This window comes from Deinococcus sp. YIM 134068, from assembly GCF_036543075.1.
GTDB classification, from domain to species: domain Bacteria; phylum Deinococcota; class Deinococci; order Deinococcales; family Deinococcaceae; genus Deinococcus; species Deinococcus lichenicola.
In genome coordinates this window covers 41,266-55,656 of record NZ_JAZHPF010000021.1, presented here as the reverse complement: position 1 = coordinate 55,656, position 14,391 = coordinate 41,266, and the positions used below count along the sequence as shown (strand labels likewise).

12 protein-coding genes and 1 tRNA gene are annotated in these 14,391 nt (G+C 68.8%); 4 read left to right on the top strand and 9 right to left on the bottom strand.

What is annotated here, in order from left to right:
- Positions 1-38: 38 nt before the first annotated feature.
- Positions 39-114, top strand: a tRNA-Gly gene (locus V3W47_RS16220).
- 138 nt (positions 115-252) lie between these two features.
- On the opposite strand, the gene glyA is transcribed toward V3W47_RS16220, so the two are convergent.
- Together glyA and V3W47_RS16210 are read right to left on the bottom strand one after the other, a co-directional pair.
- Complete coding sequence (glyA, locus tag V3W47_RS16215) at positions 253-1,494, bottom strand: serine hydroxymethyltransferase (RefSeq protein WP_331826264.1); 1,242 nt, start codon at positions 1,492-1,494, stop codon at positions 253-255.
- Positions 1,495-1,557: 63 nt separating this feature from the next.
- Positions 1,558-3,048, bottom strand: coding sequence for a potassium/proton antiporter (locus tag V3W47_RS16210; RefSeq protein WP_331826263.1), 1,491 nt, complete (start codon positions 3,046-3,048; stop codon positions 1,558-1,560).
- Positions 3,049-3,484: 436 nt separating this feature from the next.
- Between V3W47_RS16210 and pheS the strand changes: the two genes are divergently transcribed.
- Positions 3,485-4,504 carry a phenylalanine--tRNA ligase subunit alpha gene (gene pheS / locus V3W47_RS16205; protein WP_331826262.1) on the top strand — a complete coding sequence of 340 codons (1,020 nt, stop codon included), beginning with the start codon at positions 3,485-3,487 and terminating at the stop codon, positions 4,502-4,504.
- 369 nt (positions 4,505-4,873) lie between these two features.
- Here the strand turns inward: pheS and V3W47_RS16200 are convergent, their stop codons facing one another.
- A complete protein-coding gene (locus V3W47_RS16200; RefSeq protein WP_331826261.1) occupies positions 4,874-5,173 on the bottom strand; it encodes an endonuclease domain-containing protein in 300 nt (99 codons plus the stop codon).
- Between the two features lie 186 nt (positions 5,174-5,359).
- Here V3W47_RS16200 and V3W47_RS16195 point away from each other — a divergent pair, with 186 nt between their 5' ends.
- Positions 5,360-7,819, top strand: a complete 2,460-nt coding sequence (locus V3W47_RS16195) for a phenylalanine--tRNA ligase subunit beta (RefSeq protein ID WP_331826260.1) — start codon at positions 5,360-5,362, stop codon at positions 7,817-7,819.
- Between the two features lie 48 nt (positions 7,820-7,867).
- On the opposite strand, the gene V3W47_RS16190 is transcribed toward V3W47_RS16195, so the two are convergent.
- Positions 7,868-8,893, bottom strand: coding sequence for an NUDIX domain-containing protein (locus V3W47_RS16190; protein ID WP_331826259.1), 1,026 nt, complete (start codon positions 8,891-8,893; stop codon positions 7,868-7,870).
- A 40-nt stretch (positions 8,894-8,933) separates the two neighbouring features.
- On the opposite strand from V3W47_RS16190, the gene V3W47_RS16185 reads away from it, so the two are divergent.
- A complete protein-coding gene (locus V3W47_RS16185) occupies positions 8,934-10,223 on the top strand; it encodes an aminotransferase class I/II-fold pyridoxal phosphate-dependent enzyme (RefSeq protein WP_331826258.1) in 1,290 nt (429 codons plus the stop codon).
- A gap of 154 nt (positions 10,224-10,377) precedes the next feature.
- On the opposite strand, the gene V3W47_RS16180 is transcribed toward V3W47_RS16185, so the two are convergent.
- The 5 genes from V3W47_RS16180 to V3W47_RS16160 all read right to left on the bottom strand — a co-directional run bounded on the left by V3W47_RS16180 (position 10,378) and on the right by V3W47_RS16160 (position 14,387).
- Positions 10,378-11,535, bottom strand: a complete 1,158-nt coding sequence (locus V3W47_RS16180) for a permease prefix domain 1-containing protein (protein WP_331826257.1) — start codon at positions 11,533-11,535, stop codon at positions 10,378-10,380.
- A complete protein-coding gene (locus V3W47_RS16175; protein WP_331826256.1) occupies positions 11,519-11,857 on the bottom strand; it encodes a PadR family transcriptional regulator in 339 nt (112 codons plus the stop codon). The genes V3W47_RS16180 and V3W47_RS16175 overlap by 17 nt, the downstream gene beginning before the upstream one ends.
- Before the next feature lie 157 nt (positions 11,858-12,014).
- Complete coding sequence (locus V3W47_RS16170) at positions 12,015-12,755, bottom strand: TM2 domain-containing protein (RefSeq protein WP_331826255.1); 741 nt, start codon at positions 12,753-12,755, stop codon at positions 12,015-12,017.
- Positions 12,752-13,804: an AAA family ATPase gene (locus tag V3W47_RS16165; protein WP_331826254.1), complete on the bottom strand. Its 1,053-nt coding sequence runs from the start codon at positions 13,802-13,804 to the stop codon at positions 12,752-12,754. The genes V3W47_RS16170 and V3W47_RS16165 overlap by 4 nt, the downstream gene beginning before the upstream one ends.
- The gene (locus tag V3W47_RS16160) at positions 13,797-14,387 is read right to left on the bottom strand and encodes a nicotinamide mononucleotide transporter family protein (RefSeq protein ID WP_331826253.1); all 591 of its coding nucleotides are present in this window, start codon (positions 14,385-14,387) and stop codon (positions 13,797-13,799) included. The genes V3W47_RS16165 and V3W47_RS16160 overlap by 8 nt, the downstream gene beginning before the upstream one ends.
- Positions 14,388-14,391: the final 4 nt, after the last annotated feature.

Sequence of the window (14,391 nt, the reverse complement as noted above, 5' to 3'; positions counted from 1 at the left end):
ATCGAAAGCGGTTCCGATCCGTTCTTGCTCTGAACGACGCGGGAGTAGCTCAGCTGGTAGAGCACTACCTTGCCAAGGTAGATGTCGCGAGTTCGAATCTCGTCTCCCGCTCCATCCCCCCTGCCCTGAAACATGGGTGGGGGCTTTTTTGTTTTGAGAAGTCGTAAGTCATTTGGTGACTTGCGTTTCCCCGAGTGCCACAAGCTGGGGGTGGGAGAGATCAAACCTCTTCCACCCCCGCAACGTCTTGGTTTACGGCAGAGGGAAGGCCCCCGCGAAGGTGTGGACCTCGGCCTTCACGTCCTCGCCCTTCAATGCTCGGTCGATCAGCCCGGCGACCGTTTCCATGTCCGCCTCCGTCAGGCCGCGCGTGGTGAGGGCGGGGGTGCCCAGGCGGATGCCGCCGCCGTGGAGAATCTTCTCGGTGTCGTAGGGGAGGGTTGACTTCGAGATGGTGATGCTGTTGGCGTCGAGCCGCTTGGTCGCCTTCGTGCCGTTCAGCCCCTGCGGGCGCAGGTCGAGGACGAGGAGGTGGTTGTCGGTGCCGCCCGACACGACCCGGTAGCCCCGCTCCTGAAAGGCCCGCGCGAGCGCCTGCGCGTTGCGGATGACCCGCGCGCAGTAATCCCGGAACTCGGGCCGCAGCGCCTCGCCGAACGCGACCGCCTTCGCGGCGATGACGTGCTCCAGCGGCCCACCCTGATAGCCGGGGAAAACGGCCCGGTCGATCCGCGCGCCCAGTTCCGGGTCGTTCGACAGGATGATTCCGCCGCGCGGCCCGCGCAGGGTCTTGTGGGTCGTGGAGGCGACGACGTGCGCGTGGGGCAGGGGGTTGGGGTGCAGCCCCGCCGCCACCAGCCCCGCGATGTGCGCGATGTCCGCGAAGAGAATGGCCCCCACCTCGTCCGCCACCTCGCGGAAGGCCGCGAAGTCGATGGTGCGGCTGTACGCGCTCGCCCCGGCGATGATCATCTTGGGCTGGTGCTCGTGCGCGAGGCGGCGCACCTCGTCCATGTCGATCAGTTCCGTCTCGGGGTTGACCTTGTAGCCGACGATCTTGTACCGCAGGCCGGAGAAGTTGACCGGGTTGCCGTGCGTCAGGTGCCCGCCGTGCGAGAGGTCCATGCCCAGCACCGTGTCGCCCGGCTCGATCAGGGCGTTGTACACGGCGAGGTTCGCGCTGGACCCCGAGTGCGGCTGCACGTTCGCCCACGCCGCCCCGAACAGCTCCCTCACCCGCTCGATGGCGAGGCGCTCCACCTGATCCACGACCTCGCAGCCGCCGTACCAGCGCTTGCCGGGGTAGCCCTCCGCGTATTTGTTCGTCAGGACGCTGCCCTGAGCCGCGCGCACGGCGGCGGAGGTGAAGTTCTCCGAGGCGATGAGTTCCAGCCCCACCCGCTGCCGCTCGGCCTCCTGCGAGATCAGGTCGAAAATCTGGGGGTCCTGCGCCGCCGGGTCCTGGGCGGCGGGCTTCTCGGCGGTGCTCGTCATGGGGGTACGGTAACACCGTGCGGGAGGTGGAATGGGGGGTTGTCTCCGCAGAGGGGACGCGGCCTACCGCACCCCGCGTGCCGTCGCCGCCTGCGTGCCCGTCCCCAGCCGCCGCCGTACGTCCCGCAACTCCGCCTCACCCGCCAGCACGAGCACGCTGTCGCCCGCCACCAGCTCGGTCGCGCCCTTCGGAATCAGGAACTCCCCGGCGCGGTGAATCAGGATGACGAGCGCCTCGGGTGGCAGGTGCAGGTCCACGATGCGGGTGCCGTCGGCGTCGCTGCCGGGGCGGACCTCCACCTCCACCATCTCGTTCTTGTTGTGGCCCGTGGGCGTGTAGGTGATGGGGTAGCTGGCGCGGGGAGGGAGCGTCTCGCGCACGCCGAGCCAGCGGGCGACGAGAGTGAGGGTGGTGCCTTGCAGCAGCACGCTCGTCAGCACGATGAAAAAGACGATGTTGAACAGGGTCTGCGCCTGCGGCACCCCCGCCAGCAGCGGGAAGGTGGCGAGGACGATGGGCACCGCCCCGCGCAGACCGACCCACGCCACCATCGTCTTCTCGTTGAGGGGCATCCGCGCCCGCGCGAGGCTGACATACACGCTGACGGGCCGCGCCACGAAGACGAGCACGAGCGCGCACGCGAGCGCCAGCCCGGCGGTCGGCACCAGCTCGCGCGGGTTGACGAGCAGCCCCAGCGTGAGGAACATCCCCACCTGCATCAGCCACGCCAGCCCATCGTGGAAGGACAGCAGGCTGCGCTTGTGGATGAAGTCGGCGTTGCCGAGGATGACGCCCGCGATGTAGATGGCGAGAAAGCCGCTGCCGCCCACCACCGCCGTCCCGCTGAAGATCGTCAGGGCGAGCGCGAGGCTCAGGACCGAGTACAGCCCCTCGAACTGGAGCTGCACCCGGTTCAGAATCCACAGCGCCGCCCGCCCCAGTACCACACCGAGGACGGCCCCCAGCACCATCTCCTGAAGGAAGAGGGGCACGATGTCCAGCACGCCGAGGTCCGGCTCCGAGATCAGCTCGATGATGCCCACCGTGAGGAAGACGGCCATCGGGTCGTTGCCGCCCGACTCGAACTCCAGCAGGGGGTCGATGTCGCCCTTGAGACCCAGGTTGCGTTCCTTGAGGACCGAGAACACCGCCGAGGCGTCCGTGCTGCTCACGATGGCTCCCAGCAGCCAGGCGTCCAACCACGGAAAGCCGAAGGCGTAGTGGGTAAAGGCGGCCATCACTCCCGCCGTGACGAGCACGCCGAGCGTCGCCAGGCTCAGCCCCCGCTTCACGACCGGGCGGGTGATCTGCCAGTTGGTGACGAGGCCGCCCTGAAATAGGATGAAGCACAGCGCCAGCGTGCCCAGCGCCTGCGAGAGCCGGTAGTCGGAGAACTGGATGCCCAGCCCGTCCGACCCGGCGGCCATGCCCACCCCCAGGAAGAGCAGCAGCCCCGGCACCCCCAGCCGCCCGCCCAGCCGACTCACGACGAGGCTGACGATGAGCAGCACGCCCGCCGCGAGGAGGTACAGCTCGGCGTGGACCTCAGCCATGCGGGAGGTCCGTGGGCGGGTGCAGGGTGGGAGGGCCGCCAGCAGCCAGCGGCCAGCGGCCAGCGGAGGACCGGTGGGGTCGTCTTCTAAAGAGAAGGTTGTGAGTGATCGCCGCGCCGCCCGTGCCCTCGCCCATGTCGGTATCGTCGCACAGGGCCGCAAGTTGAATTTGGTGCCCTGCTGAGTAGGCGGAGTGAGCCGGACCAAAGGGCGAAGGCTCAGGCAGGGCTTCCTTCTCATCGCTCATTCCTTATCCCTGCCCTTCCCGGCTTGACCCCCCACCCCCCGCCCGCTACCCTGACCCCATGACGCCCCGTGCCGGTACACCTTCGCCCTTTAGGGCGGGCGGGGCCGCGCTGACCTGACACCGGGTCGAGCGTCCGTTCCCGCCGCGTGCTGTACGTGGCGGGTTTTCTTTTTGCCCCCAGGAGACCCCATGAGAGAAGAAGCCCTGCAAGCCATCCAGGACGCCCCCGACCTCGACGCCCTGCAAGCCGTCAAGACCCGCTATGTGGGCAAGAGCGGCCTCGTCACACGGGAACTCGGGTCGCTGGGCAAGCTCCCCCCCGAGGAGCGCAAGAGCCGGGGCGCGGAGATCAACGCCGTGCGGCAGGCCGTCGACGCGGCGCTGACGGAGCGCGAGGCCGTCCTCAAACGTGCCGCCCTCGACGCCCGGCTCGCCTCGGAGGCCATTGACGTGACGTTGCCCGGTCTGCCCCTTCCGGCGGGCGGGCTGCACCCCATCAGCCGCGTGTATGACGATCTCATCTCCATCTATGAGCGGCTGGGCTACGCGGTCGTCGAGGGGCCGGAGGTCGAGGACGAGCACCACAACTTCGAGGCGCTGAACGTGCCGTGGTATCACCCCGCCCGCGACCTGCAAGACACCTTCTGGCTGGAGGACGGGCGGCTGCTGCGGACCCATACCAGCCCCATGCAGGTGCGCTACATGGTGGACCACGAGCCGCCCATGAGGATCGTCGTGCGCGGCAAGGTCTACCGCTACGAGGCGACCGACGCCACCCACGAGGCGATGTTCCACCAGCTTGAGGGTCTGGTGGTGGGCGACGGCATCAGCATGGCCGACCTCAAGGGCACGGTCGCGGAGATGGCACGCGGGCTGTACGGCCCCTCTGCCAAAGTACGTTTCCAGCCGAGCTATTACCCCTTCGTGGAGCCGGGGGCCGACTTCGCCGTGTGGTGGCACAACCCGCGCGGCGAGAGCAAGTGGCTGGAACTCGGTGGCTGCGGCATGGTCCACCCCAACGTCTTCAAGGCCGTAGACGACCTGCGGGAACAGCAGGGTAAGCCACGTGTGTACGAGGGCAAGACGGGCTTCGCCTTCGGGTTGGGGCCGGAGCGCATCGCCATGCTGAAGTACGGCATTCCCGATATTCGCTACTTCTACGCGAACGACCCGAGGGTGATCGGGCAGTTCAGGGGGGAGTTGGGTTGAGAGGAAAAGTCAAGCCTGTACTTCGGCTCAATCTAATAAGACTTCCGAACAGAGTTGCTAGTTGCTTTTGCTATCAGCTTTGCCGCCTCACGACGCTCAACCCCTGCCACCTCCTGAATTGCACGAGATAGCGAAAACAAACCAAACCCGCCAATATAGAATGCGTGGAGGATTGCAGTTGAAAGATCAGCACCTTCTGCTAGTTGAGGCCTCAGATGCTGTGCGGCTGCTTCTTGTTCGAGCCTCCAGTTAATGCCCATATTCCAGTTTAAGCCTTCAACCGTGGTCGAGGTTCAAGTTGAGATGAATGCTGGAAGGGCTGCCATGCCCGTTCACCCCCTCCCAGCCTCCCCCCTCAAGGGGGAGGGGCTAAAGATTTTTTCGGGCTTCCAAGACCTGCTGTATTCGGTGCAGAACGCCGGGCAAGTTGTTTCTGACTTCGTTGTTCCAGAAGCGCAGCGTTTGAAAGCCGTATTCGGCCATGTCCGCGTCGCGTTCCTGGTCCGTTTGGCTGTTCAGGTGTTGGCTGCCGTCAAGTTCGATGACAAGGGCACGTTCGTAGCACACGAAGTCGGCCACGTAACGGCCCATTGGTTCTTGACGGCGAAACGTGACGCCCAATCGTCTGCTTCGTAGATGCCGCCACAACAGCACTTCCTCCGGCGTCATTCGTTGACGCAACGACCGTGCCACTTCTGCGGAGGGGCTTGTTCTAGACCAATGTTCGGACACATACCAACCTAACGCCCCGCCGCTTTTTTCTCCTCCCCCTTGAGGGGGGAGGCCGGGAGGGGGTGAACGGGCAGAGCCACCCTTCCCACGTTTGTCTCAACTCCCCTCCCTTCCGAGGTTCCCATGAAACTCCCCCACTCCTGGCTCCAAGAACTCCTCCCCGGCCTTCCCCCCGCCCCCGAACTCGAACCCATCCTCGCCAATCTCGGCCTGCCACTGGAAGGAATTGAGGAAGCTCCTGCTCCCGCCGAGGGTGTCCTCCTCGCCGCCGTGACTGCCGCCGATCCCATCGAGGGGACGCAACTCACGCGGCTCTCGCTCGATGTGGGGCCGCACGGTTCGCGCACCATCGCCTCCGGTGCTCCCAATGCGGTTGGCCTTCGTCCCGGCACGATGGTCGCTCTCGTCACGCCGGGCACAACGCTAGGCGGCGTGGAGTACGGCGTCCGGCAGATGCAGGGCGTGGAGTCGTGGGGCATGGCCGCGAGCGCGAAGGAACTCGGAATTGGCGAGAGCGGCGCGGGCATCATGCTGTTCCCGGCGGGGACGGCGGCACCCGGCACACCGATGCGTGACCTCTGGCCCGCCGACCTCGTGCTGGACGTGGAGGTGACGCCCAACCGCGCCGACGTGCTCAGCATCCTCGGCCTCGCGCGGGACCTCGCGGCGTTCCTGCGGCTGGAGCTGAGGGAGCCGGAGACCGGACCGCAGGCGAGCGGTGAAGGTGAAATCCGCGTCTCCCTGCCCCCGCGCGGCGTGACGCTGGAGCGTGACCCGTCGCGCAAGATTCGCCCCGGCTGCGACCACTTCGCGGCCCGCACGGTGAGCGGCGTGCGGAACGGCCCCTCGCCCCTGTGGATGCAGCGCCGCCTCACCCTCGCCGGGATGCGGCCCATCGACCTCATCGTGGACGCGAGCAACTACGTGATGCTCGAACTCGGCCAGCCGACCGCGCTGTACGACCGCCGGGACGTGGCGGACGACCAGATCATCGTCTCCTTCGGCTTGCGTCAGGGCGAGACGGTGCGCGACCTGCTCGGCAGCGAGCACACGGTCGGGCCGGAAGACCTCCTCATCCGTGACGGGCACGAGGTGGCGATTCCCAGTGTGGCGGAGGCGTTCGCCACGGCGGGCCAGCCGAAGGAGGGTCAGGGCGTCCTCGGCATCGCGGGCATCATGGGCGGCGACCACGGGCACGTCCGGGCAGACACGACGGACGTGGTGATCGAGTCCGCGCACTTCGACCCCGTGCTGCTGCGGCGCACGAGCACCCGCCTGGGCCTGAAGACCGACGCCGTGTACCGCTACGAACGCGGCGTGGACCCTACGCTCGCCCCGCGCGGCGCGGACCGGGTGGCGGGCCTCCTCGCGCAGTACGGCGGCGGCACCCCCCACCCCGGCGCGACCGTCGTGGGCACGCCCGAACTGCCCGGCGTCATCGAGGCGACGGGCGACCAGATTCGCGCGCTCCTCGGCATGGAGGTCGGCACGGGCGAGATGGCGGACCTCCTGGGTCGCCTCGGCTGCCGCGCCCTGCGGGACGGCGACCGCCTCACCGTCACCCCGCCCTCGTGGCGCGTGGATATGACGATCTGGCAGGACCTCGCGGAGGAGGTGGCTCGGCTGCACGGCTACGCCGACCTCCCCGAGACGCTGCCCACCCTGCGCGTCCACGAGAGCAACCTCGGGGCCGAGAGAGAGAGCCTGGCCCGCACCACCCTCCGCCGCACCCTGAGCGGCCTCGGCTTTCAGGAGGTCGTCACCTATACCTTCACCAACGACGAGGAGGCGGGGAAGGCGCGGAGCGAGACACCCACCGTCCGCCTCCGCAACCCGCTCAGCAACGACCGGACCGGGATGCGGACGGCCCTGTATCCCAGCCTCCTCAAAGCCGCCGGGGCGCACAAGGGGGGCGAGCGGGTCCTCCTCTTCGAGATCGGGCGCGTCTTTCCGGCGCGTGGGGAGACCGAACGACTCGGCCTGCTGATGCGCGGTCCCCTCGCGGCGAACACGTACCAGCCGGGCGTGGCGGGGTCCTTCTCCGCCTTCCGGGGGCTGGTGGAGGCGCTGGCCCAGACGCTCGGCGCGGGGCTGGAGCTTCGGCAACTGCGCGGGGAGGCGGTGCCGCCGGCCCTCCATCCCGGCATTGCTGGGGAAGTGGTGTGGAACGGCGAGAGCGTCGGCTGGCTAGGAGCCGTCCACCCGGAGATCGCGGGGGAGTTCGGGCTGAAGGGCGACACCTTCCTGCTGGAGGCCGCGCTCCCGCTGCCGGGCCGGGCGTGGGCCTTCCGCGACCCCAGCCGCGCCCCCGCCGCGTGGCGTGACCTCGCGGTGATCGCGCCGCAGACGGTGAGTTACGGGGAAATCGCCGCCCTGCTCCGGCGTGAGGCGGGCGAAGGGCTGGAGAGCGTGGAGCCGTTCGATGTGTACGTGGGTGCCCCCATCCCCGAGGGGCAGCGCAGCGTCGCCGTGCGCCTCGTCTTCCGGGGCCAGCGGACGCTCACCGACGCCGAGGTGGACCCGGTGATGGAGCGGCTGATCGGCGCGGTGCGGGCGCAGGGGTGGAATATTCGGGAGAAGTGAGGGGGCGAGGAGGTGAAAGTTAGGGGTTGAGGCCGAGCAGGAACGCTTTTACTCCTCCCCCCTTGCGGGGGAGGCCGGGTGGGGGGTGGTAGGCGTCAGCCTGCCCTCTCGCCATGCCTGAACCATCGCCCGAATCAATGCCCCACTCAATTCCATGTCGTCAGGGAGATTGTCTGGGGCAAACCACGCCGCGCCGTCGATCTCGCCCGCCTGCATCGTCAATTCGCCTGTCACCCCTTCCGCCCGGTAGAGGACGCTGATGTTGTGGATGGGGTCGCCGTTCGGGTAGGTGAAGTGGTACTGGGGTCCGGCGAAGAGGTGGAGCAGTTCCAGCGTCCCCGACCTCAATCCCGTTTCCTCCAACAGTTCCCGCTGCGCGCACGCCCCGAAGCTCTCTCCGGGTTCCAGCCCGCCGCCGGGTAGCGTCCAGCGGTCGCCGTCGCCGTGTTGCAGCAGCAGGAGGCGGCCCCGCCCGTCCGTCACGAGTACGTTCGCGCCGGGCGAGAAGAGTGGACGCGGCCCGACCACCTTCCTCAACGCGGCCATGTGGTTCCCGAGGGGCGGCGACTCCGGGAAGGGGAGAAGGGGCAGGGGCGGCAGGCCCACGCAGGCGCGCAGAATGTTCATGTTGGCGCGGTTGATATTGCTGCTCAGCGGCGGCAGACCGTCAAGTTCAAACCACGCGAGGTCCAGCGTCTCCCCGCTGTCGTCCGGTGCCGCGTGCGCGAGGGCCGAGGCGCGCAGCGTGCCGTGCGCCCGTGTCCCGACGAGGTAAATCTCGTGCCCGTTCGGGTAGCGGTGGTAGAACTCAGGACCGCTGACCAGCCCCTCTTCCAGCGGCAAGAGTGCGAGGTTCGGGCAGGTCAGGCCCGTTTCCTCCAGCAACTCCCGGTGGGCGGCGGTCAGGAAATCTTCGCCGGGTTCGAGACCACCCCCCACCACGCCCCACAGCCCGTCATCCCCCCGCTTCTGGAGGAGAATCCGCCCCGCCTCGTCCTGAATCAGCACGCTGACCCCGACCGAGACGAGGAGCGCCGCTCCCCACAGGGCACGCACCTCGGACAGATAGGACATGGGCCGTACTCTAGCCGCCGGACACGCCTAGCATGGACCCATGACCGACCTCCGCGACGCCGAGCAGGCCACCGAGGCCCAGGAGACGCCCACGCCGACGCCCGAGTGGGGCTTCGAGACGACCGCCGTGCAGACGGGCATTCCGCGCGGGCTGGGGCAGACGGTCGGCATCCCCGTCCACCAGGCCGCCGCCTTCCAGTTCGAGACGCTGGAGCAGGCGCAGGAGGAGTTCCAGCTCAATCAGGGTTTGAGTTATGCCCGGTTGCAGAATCCAACGGTCCGCGCGCTGGAGGAACGGATCACGGCGCTGGAACGCGGCACGGCGACCGTCGCCCTCGCCAGCGGGCAGGCGGCGACCCTCACGGCGATCATGAGCGTGTGCCGGACCGGGGATCACGTCGTCTCCACGGGCAGCCTCTTCGGAGGCAGCGCGGGCCTGCTGAACAACATCCTCCCGCTGATGGGCCTCACGGCCACGATCACCGAGAACACGCCGGAAGCCATTGAGGCGGCCATGCGGGAGAACACGCGCCTCGTGTGGGCCGAGACCATCGGCAATCCCGCCGGGGACGTGCCCGACCTCGGGGCTTACGCGGCCATCGCGCACGAACGGGGGGCGCTGCTCGGCATCGACAACACCTGGGGCGGCGTCGGCTACCTGTGCCGTCCGCTGGAGTCCGGCGCGGACATCGTGACCCACTCGCTGACGAAGTGGGCGGGCGGCCACGGCAGCGTGATGGGCGGCAGCGTCACCGTGGGGAACCGACACGACCTGACCCGCAATCCGATCTATACCGAGGGCGGCGAGAACAGCATTCTGGGCGTGCGCGGTGAACAGGCCCTCGCGTGGCGGCAGCGGTGGTTCGGTGCCCACCAACTCGGGATGACGCTCGCCCCACAGAACGCCTTCCTCATCGCGCAGGGGCTGGAGACGCTGGCGCTGCGGCTGGCCCGCGAGTCAGAGACGGCGCTGGCCCTCGCCTCGTGGCTGGAGACTCACCCGCGCGTCGGTCGCGTCTCGTACCCTGGCCTGCCTGGCAGTGCCCACCACACCCTCGCCCGCAAGTACCTGCGCGGCGGCTTCGGGGCCGTCCTGACCTTCGAGGTGGAGGACCCCGCCGCCTTCCTCGCCCGGCTGTGCGTCCTCCGCATCGCCCCCAACCTCGGGGACAGCCGCACCCTCGTCGTCCACCCCTGGACCACCACCCACGGACGGATGCCCGAAGCCGCCCGCCGCGCCGCTGGCGTTACGCCCCGCACCATCCGCATGAGCGTGGGCGTGGAGGATGTGGAGGATTTGCGCGCGGATATCGAGCAGGCGTTGGGGTGATCTCACTCCCTCTCCCCCGGTGGGAGAGGGTTGGGGTGAGGGGGCGTGTGACCGACTCAGGCATTACTCAGGGGCTTTGACTTCCCTGCCGTCCCGGATGCCCGGCCCGCTCACCCCCTCCCAGCCTCCCCCCTCAAGGGGGAGGAGCTAACCCCTACTCCCCCACGCTCCCCTCACTCCTCGGAACCAGCGTGTAAGGCGTGGCCTGTGGTGCCAGTTCACCGCTGAGGCGCAGCAGCAGGGCGTGGGCGGGCAACTCGGCGCTCGCGTATTGCTGCCGCTGAGAGGGGTCGGCGAGGCGGCGGGCGTCCTGGCGCAGGTCCTCCACGGTGCCCGTCAGCCGCAGGTTGAACATGTCGTAGGGGAGGGCGAAGGTGAGCCGCCCGTCCGCACCGGGCCGCGCGAGGTCGAAGGCCAGCACGAGGGGGTTGGCTCCCTGCGCCGAGTCGAGCGGCGGCGAACGCAGGACGCTCACGAGGGCGTATACGTCGTCCGGCGTCCCCTCCACCCGCAAGGTGTGGGTGCTGGACAACACCGTGCCGCTCCACCGCGCGCTGTACGGTGCCCGCACTCCCAACTCCCGCGCCAGTCCCGTCAGCGCGAGGCTGTAGAGGTTATAGGCGTCCACGGGCTGCGCGGGCGTCCCCAGCCGCAGGGCCACGTCGCCGACCTGCAACTCGGGGTTGACCCAGCCGCGCACCCGCACGCTCAGCCCGGCGTTCAGCAGCGACCGCGCCAGCGTGCCCGCGTCCAGATAAACCTGCCCGCTGCCGTAGTCGCGCACGAGCGAGCGGCGCACGTAGGGTTCCAGCTCGCCCTGCTCCTCCCCGGTCTCCACCGCCACCGGGGCGGCGACCCCCGGAAAGGTGAGGATGGGCCGGGTCGGGGTGCCCGAGACGCCCACTCCCGCCCGCAGCAGCTCGGCCCGCAGGCTGCCCGTGTCCAGGTAAGTGAAGGGTCCGGCGGGGAGCGTGTAGCCCCCCGGCTGATAGCCCTGCACCTGCGCCAGCCCCCGCGATACGGTGGTCGCTGTCAGGAAGACCGCGCCGCCCAGCACGGTGCCCAGCATCGTCGTTCGCGCCACGGTCGGCAGAAGGTAGACCCCGGCCAGCCCCCGGCTCACCCGCTCCGGCTCACCGAGTTCGCGCAGGGCCTGACGGGTGGCGGCCTCCGCGCTCAGGCCCGCCAGCGAAAGCTCGCGGCGGCGGGCGTCCAGGTGCCCGCGCAACTCAGCCTCGACCTCGTGCCGTTTGCGGCCCCACAGCCCACGGGTCGCGCGCCTCAAATACAGCCGTTCACCCTCGTCCCTCATAACGCCTCCCCAAAGCCTGAAGATGTGCGCTGAACGTCCGAAAGTCCTCCCGTTTGCGGGCCAGCAGCCGAAGGCCGTCCTCGGTGAGCCAGTAGTACTTGACGGGCGCGCCCCCACGCGGCGCGGGCCGGAACTCCCCCTCCACCGCCCCCGCCCCCTCCAGCCGGTGCAGCGCCGGGTAGAGGCTCCCCACCCGCAGGTCGAAGTACCCGTCCGTCTCCACCTGCGCCTGCTTGCTGATCTCCAGCCCGTACATCGGCCCGCCCTCCAGGATGGAGAGCAGGATCAGGTCGAGGTGCCCCTTCAGCAGGTTTGGCTCCATAAGCACGTCCTTTGAGTAGAGGTATCGTTTGGCTATATCGTTATCCGATAGATGGGTGCGGTGTGTGATCCGGCTCGCAAAAATCCGTCATTCCCGCTTCATCCTTTGGGGAAGAGGAACGCCTGATCGGTGGTCAAGCGCCCCTTCCCGCGCCCGCTCAGAGCCAGGGCTTCTGCCCCATCACATATTCCCGGTAGAAGTCGCCGTCCGACTTCGTGAGGTAGAGGACGCCCTCTACCAAACCGAGCAGGCCGATGGCCCCGCTCACCAACCCCGCCAGTGGCAAGGTAATGAACAGGCCCAGCCCAAGTGTCAGCAGACCGATCAGGAAGGCCAGCACCCAGACGCCGAGATTGACACCCAGCATGATCAGGCCCGGTGTATTCATGCCCAGGTAGAACTTGTGGACGCCCAGGCCGCCCAGCACGATGGCGAGCAGCCCCGCGACGAGCCTCTTCTGCGCGATGTCGGCGGGCACGTTGGACGGGAGGGAGGACGGCGTGTGGACCGGCTGCGGCCAGTCCCGCACGGGGTCGGAGGGTCGGGAGACAATCTGCGGCCCGCTGGAAACGGTCGGGTTCTTTGCCGTGCCACCCGTCGCGCGGGCGATCCAATCGTCGGCGTCCTTGTCGGTGAGTCGCGGTGTGGTGGGAGCTGGGGCGGGCTGGGGTCGGGGCGCGTCCGGGATGCGGAGGTCCCCGTCCTCCCGAAGGGGCACGGGGGTGGGCTGGGGGCGATTCGCCTCGGAACTACGCAGGTCGCCCGCCGCCTGAGTGGGGGTCGGTGGGGTGACGGGCTGTGGCGTCGGCTCGGCGCGCAGCACCTCGTCCACCCAGGAGGGGACGGCGGGCTTGGGGGCGGGTTCACCGCCGGGGGTCTGGTCCTCGGGCTTGGTCATGCTGAATAGTACGTGCCGGGATGCGGGGCGGTTGCGTCGGCAGGACGAACACCCAGCGCCTCCCGCACCTGCTCCACCCGTTCCGCGATAGAACCGCGCACCGTCCGGTAGGAGATGCCCCGCGTCCCCAAATCTTGCCTGATGAACGCCTGCTGCACCTCGCGCACACTCGTATTGGCCCGCCAGCCGTCCTGCTCGTGGGGCAGGTCGTCCGCGCAGAGGAACGTGTGGGCGTAGCGCGCCCGGCAGGCATCCGCGAGGGCGTGCAGCTCCGGCAGGGCGGTCCCCGTCAGGAGGTACGACCACATCAACGTCGTGGCGGCGTGGGTGTCCACGAAGAGGAAGCGGTGCATCCCCGGCGCGCGGGCCGCCTCGTCCTCCAGCGCCCGGTGGCCGTGGGCGATCTCCAGGAAGTGTTTGGGCGTCAGCCGTCCGCCCTCGCGCTCATACACGTCCCGCCCGTACTCGCGGACCCAGCCCGTGCCGAACGCCTCACCCAGCGCCCGCGTCAATGTGCTCTTGCCCGTACTCTCCGCGCCCAGCAGGACCACCCGTTCCAGAAAATGCGCGTACACCACGGGGTCGAGGTAAGCCCGGTGCCCGTGAACGTCCGCCCGCAGCCGCGTCCCGCTGATCGGCACGGCGAGGCGGGGCAGGTCCGCGCAGACATGCACCGCCCCCAACTCGGCGGCGAGCGCGTCCCCGTAGGTCTCGCTCGTGAATACCACGTCGGGCCGCACGTCCCAGCTCTCCAGCGTGGCCTGCACGTAGGCGCGGTGGGTGGCGTCCGGCTCGTCGTTTGGTGGTGGATTCGGCGCGTCGGGCAGGAGGTGGAGGGTCGGGAACAGCCGCGCCGGGTACAGCTCACGCACCCAGCCCCGGCGCACGGGCGAGGGCATGGCCGGGAAGTCAGGACGGGAGTAGACCCACACGCTCACCCGGTCGCACTCGGCCAGCGCCCGCTCGATCAGCCCCATGTGGCCCCGGTGCAGCGGCGCGAACTTGCCGATGACCAAGCCATGCCCGAAGCGGGAGGCCAGCTCAGGCAAAGGCGACCGCGCGCGCCTCGTCGCGCCGCCACACCCGCCAGCCGTACACGCTCATGGCCGCCAGCACGAATTGCAGGGCGAACAGCACCCAGTACCCCGTGTGCCAGAAGTACACCGCCTGCACCGCGTTGACCGCGATCCACACGGGCCACGCCCACGCCCAGCGCCGCGTCGTCCCGAAGTTCGCCACCAGCGCCAGCGTCACCGCCGCGAACTGCACCCCGTTCCACGCCTGCGAGAAGTCCGTCACCGCCACCGTGTACGCGAAGATCAGGAGGCTCGCCGCCCACGTCACCCCGTACCACGCCCGCTCGTTGAACCGGATTTCGCCGCGTGCTCGCCGTGCCTCCAAGTGCCACAGGTACAGCCCGTGGACGCCGAACAGCAGATACGTCACCTGTAGCCCCGCCAGCATCCACTGACCGCCGCCCAGAAACAGCAGGAAGTAGGGGAGAAGCGAGGCGTTGCTCCAGTGCCAGTACGTCGGCGACTTGGAGAACAGGTAATACAGGCTGACGAGGACGCACAGGCCGCCCGTGAGGTCGAGAACGAGGGTGGGAATGGGGAGGGAGAAGAGGGTCATAATG

Excerpts from the sequence above, each read along its gene's own strand:
- glyA (WP_331826264.1), bottom strand. The coding sequence starts at position 1,494 with ATGACGAGCACCGCCGAGAAGCCCGCCGCCCAGGACCCGGCGGCGCAG.
- V3W47_RS16160 (WP_331826253.1), bottom strand. The coding sequence starts at position 14,387 with ATGACCCTCTTCTCCCTCCCCATTCCCACCCTCGTTCTCGACCTCACG.
- V3W47_RS16175 (WP_331826256.1), bottom strand. The coding sequence starts at position 11,857 with ATGGAGCCAAACCTGCTGAAGGGGCACCTCGACCTGATCCTGCTCTCC.
- V3W47_RS16200 (WP_331826261.1), bottom strand. The coding sequence starts at position 5,173 with ATGACGCCGGAGGAAGTGCTGTTGTGGCGGCATCTACGAAGCAGACGA.
- pheS (WP_331826262.1), top strand. The coding sequence starts at position 3,485 with ATGAGAGAAGAAGCCCTGCAAGCCATCCAGGACGCCCCCGACCTCGAC.
- V3W47_RS16210 (WP_331826263.1), bottom strand. The coding sequence starts at position 3,048 with ATGGCTGAGGTCCACGCCGAGCTGTACCTCCTCGCGGCGGGCGTGCTG.
- V3W47_RS16185 (WP_331826258.1), top strand. The coding sequence starts at position 8,934 with ATGACCGACCTCCGCGACGCCGAGCAGGCCACCGAGGCCCAGGAGACG.
- V3W47_RS16180 (WP_331826257.1), bottom strand. The coding sequence starts at position 11,535 with ATGAGGGACGAGGGTGAACGGCTGTATTTGAGGCGCGCGACCCGTGGG.
- V3W47_RS16195 (WP_331826260.1), top strand. The coding sequence starts at position 5,360 with ATGAAACTCCCCCACTCCTGGCTCCAAGAACTCCTCCCCGGCCTTCCC.
- V3W47_RS16170 (WP_331826255.1), bottom strand. The coding sequence starts at position 12,755 with ATGACCAAGCCCGAGGACCAGACCCCCGGCGGTGAACCCGCCCCCAAG.
- V3W47_RS16190 (WP_331826259.1), bottom strand. The coding sequence starts at position 8,893 with ATGTCCTATCTGTCCGAGGTGCGTGCCCTGTGGGGAGCGGCGCTCCTC.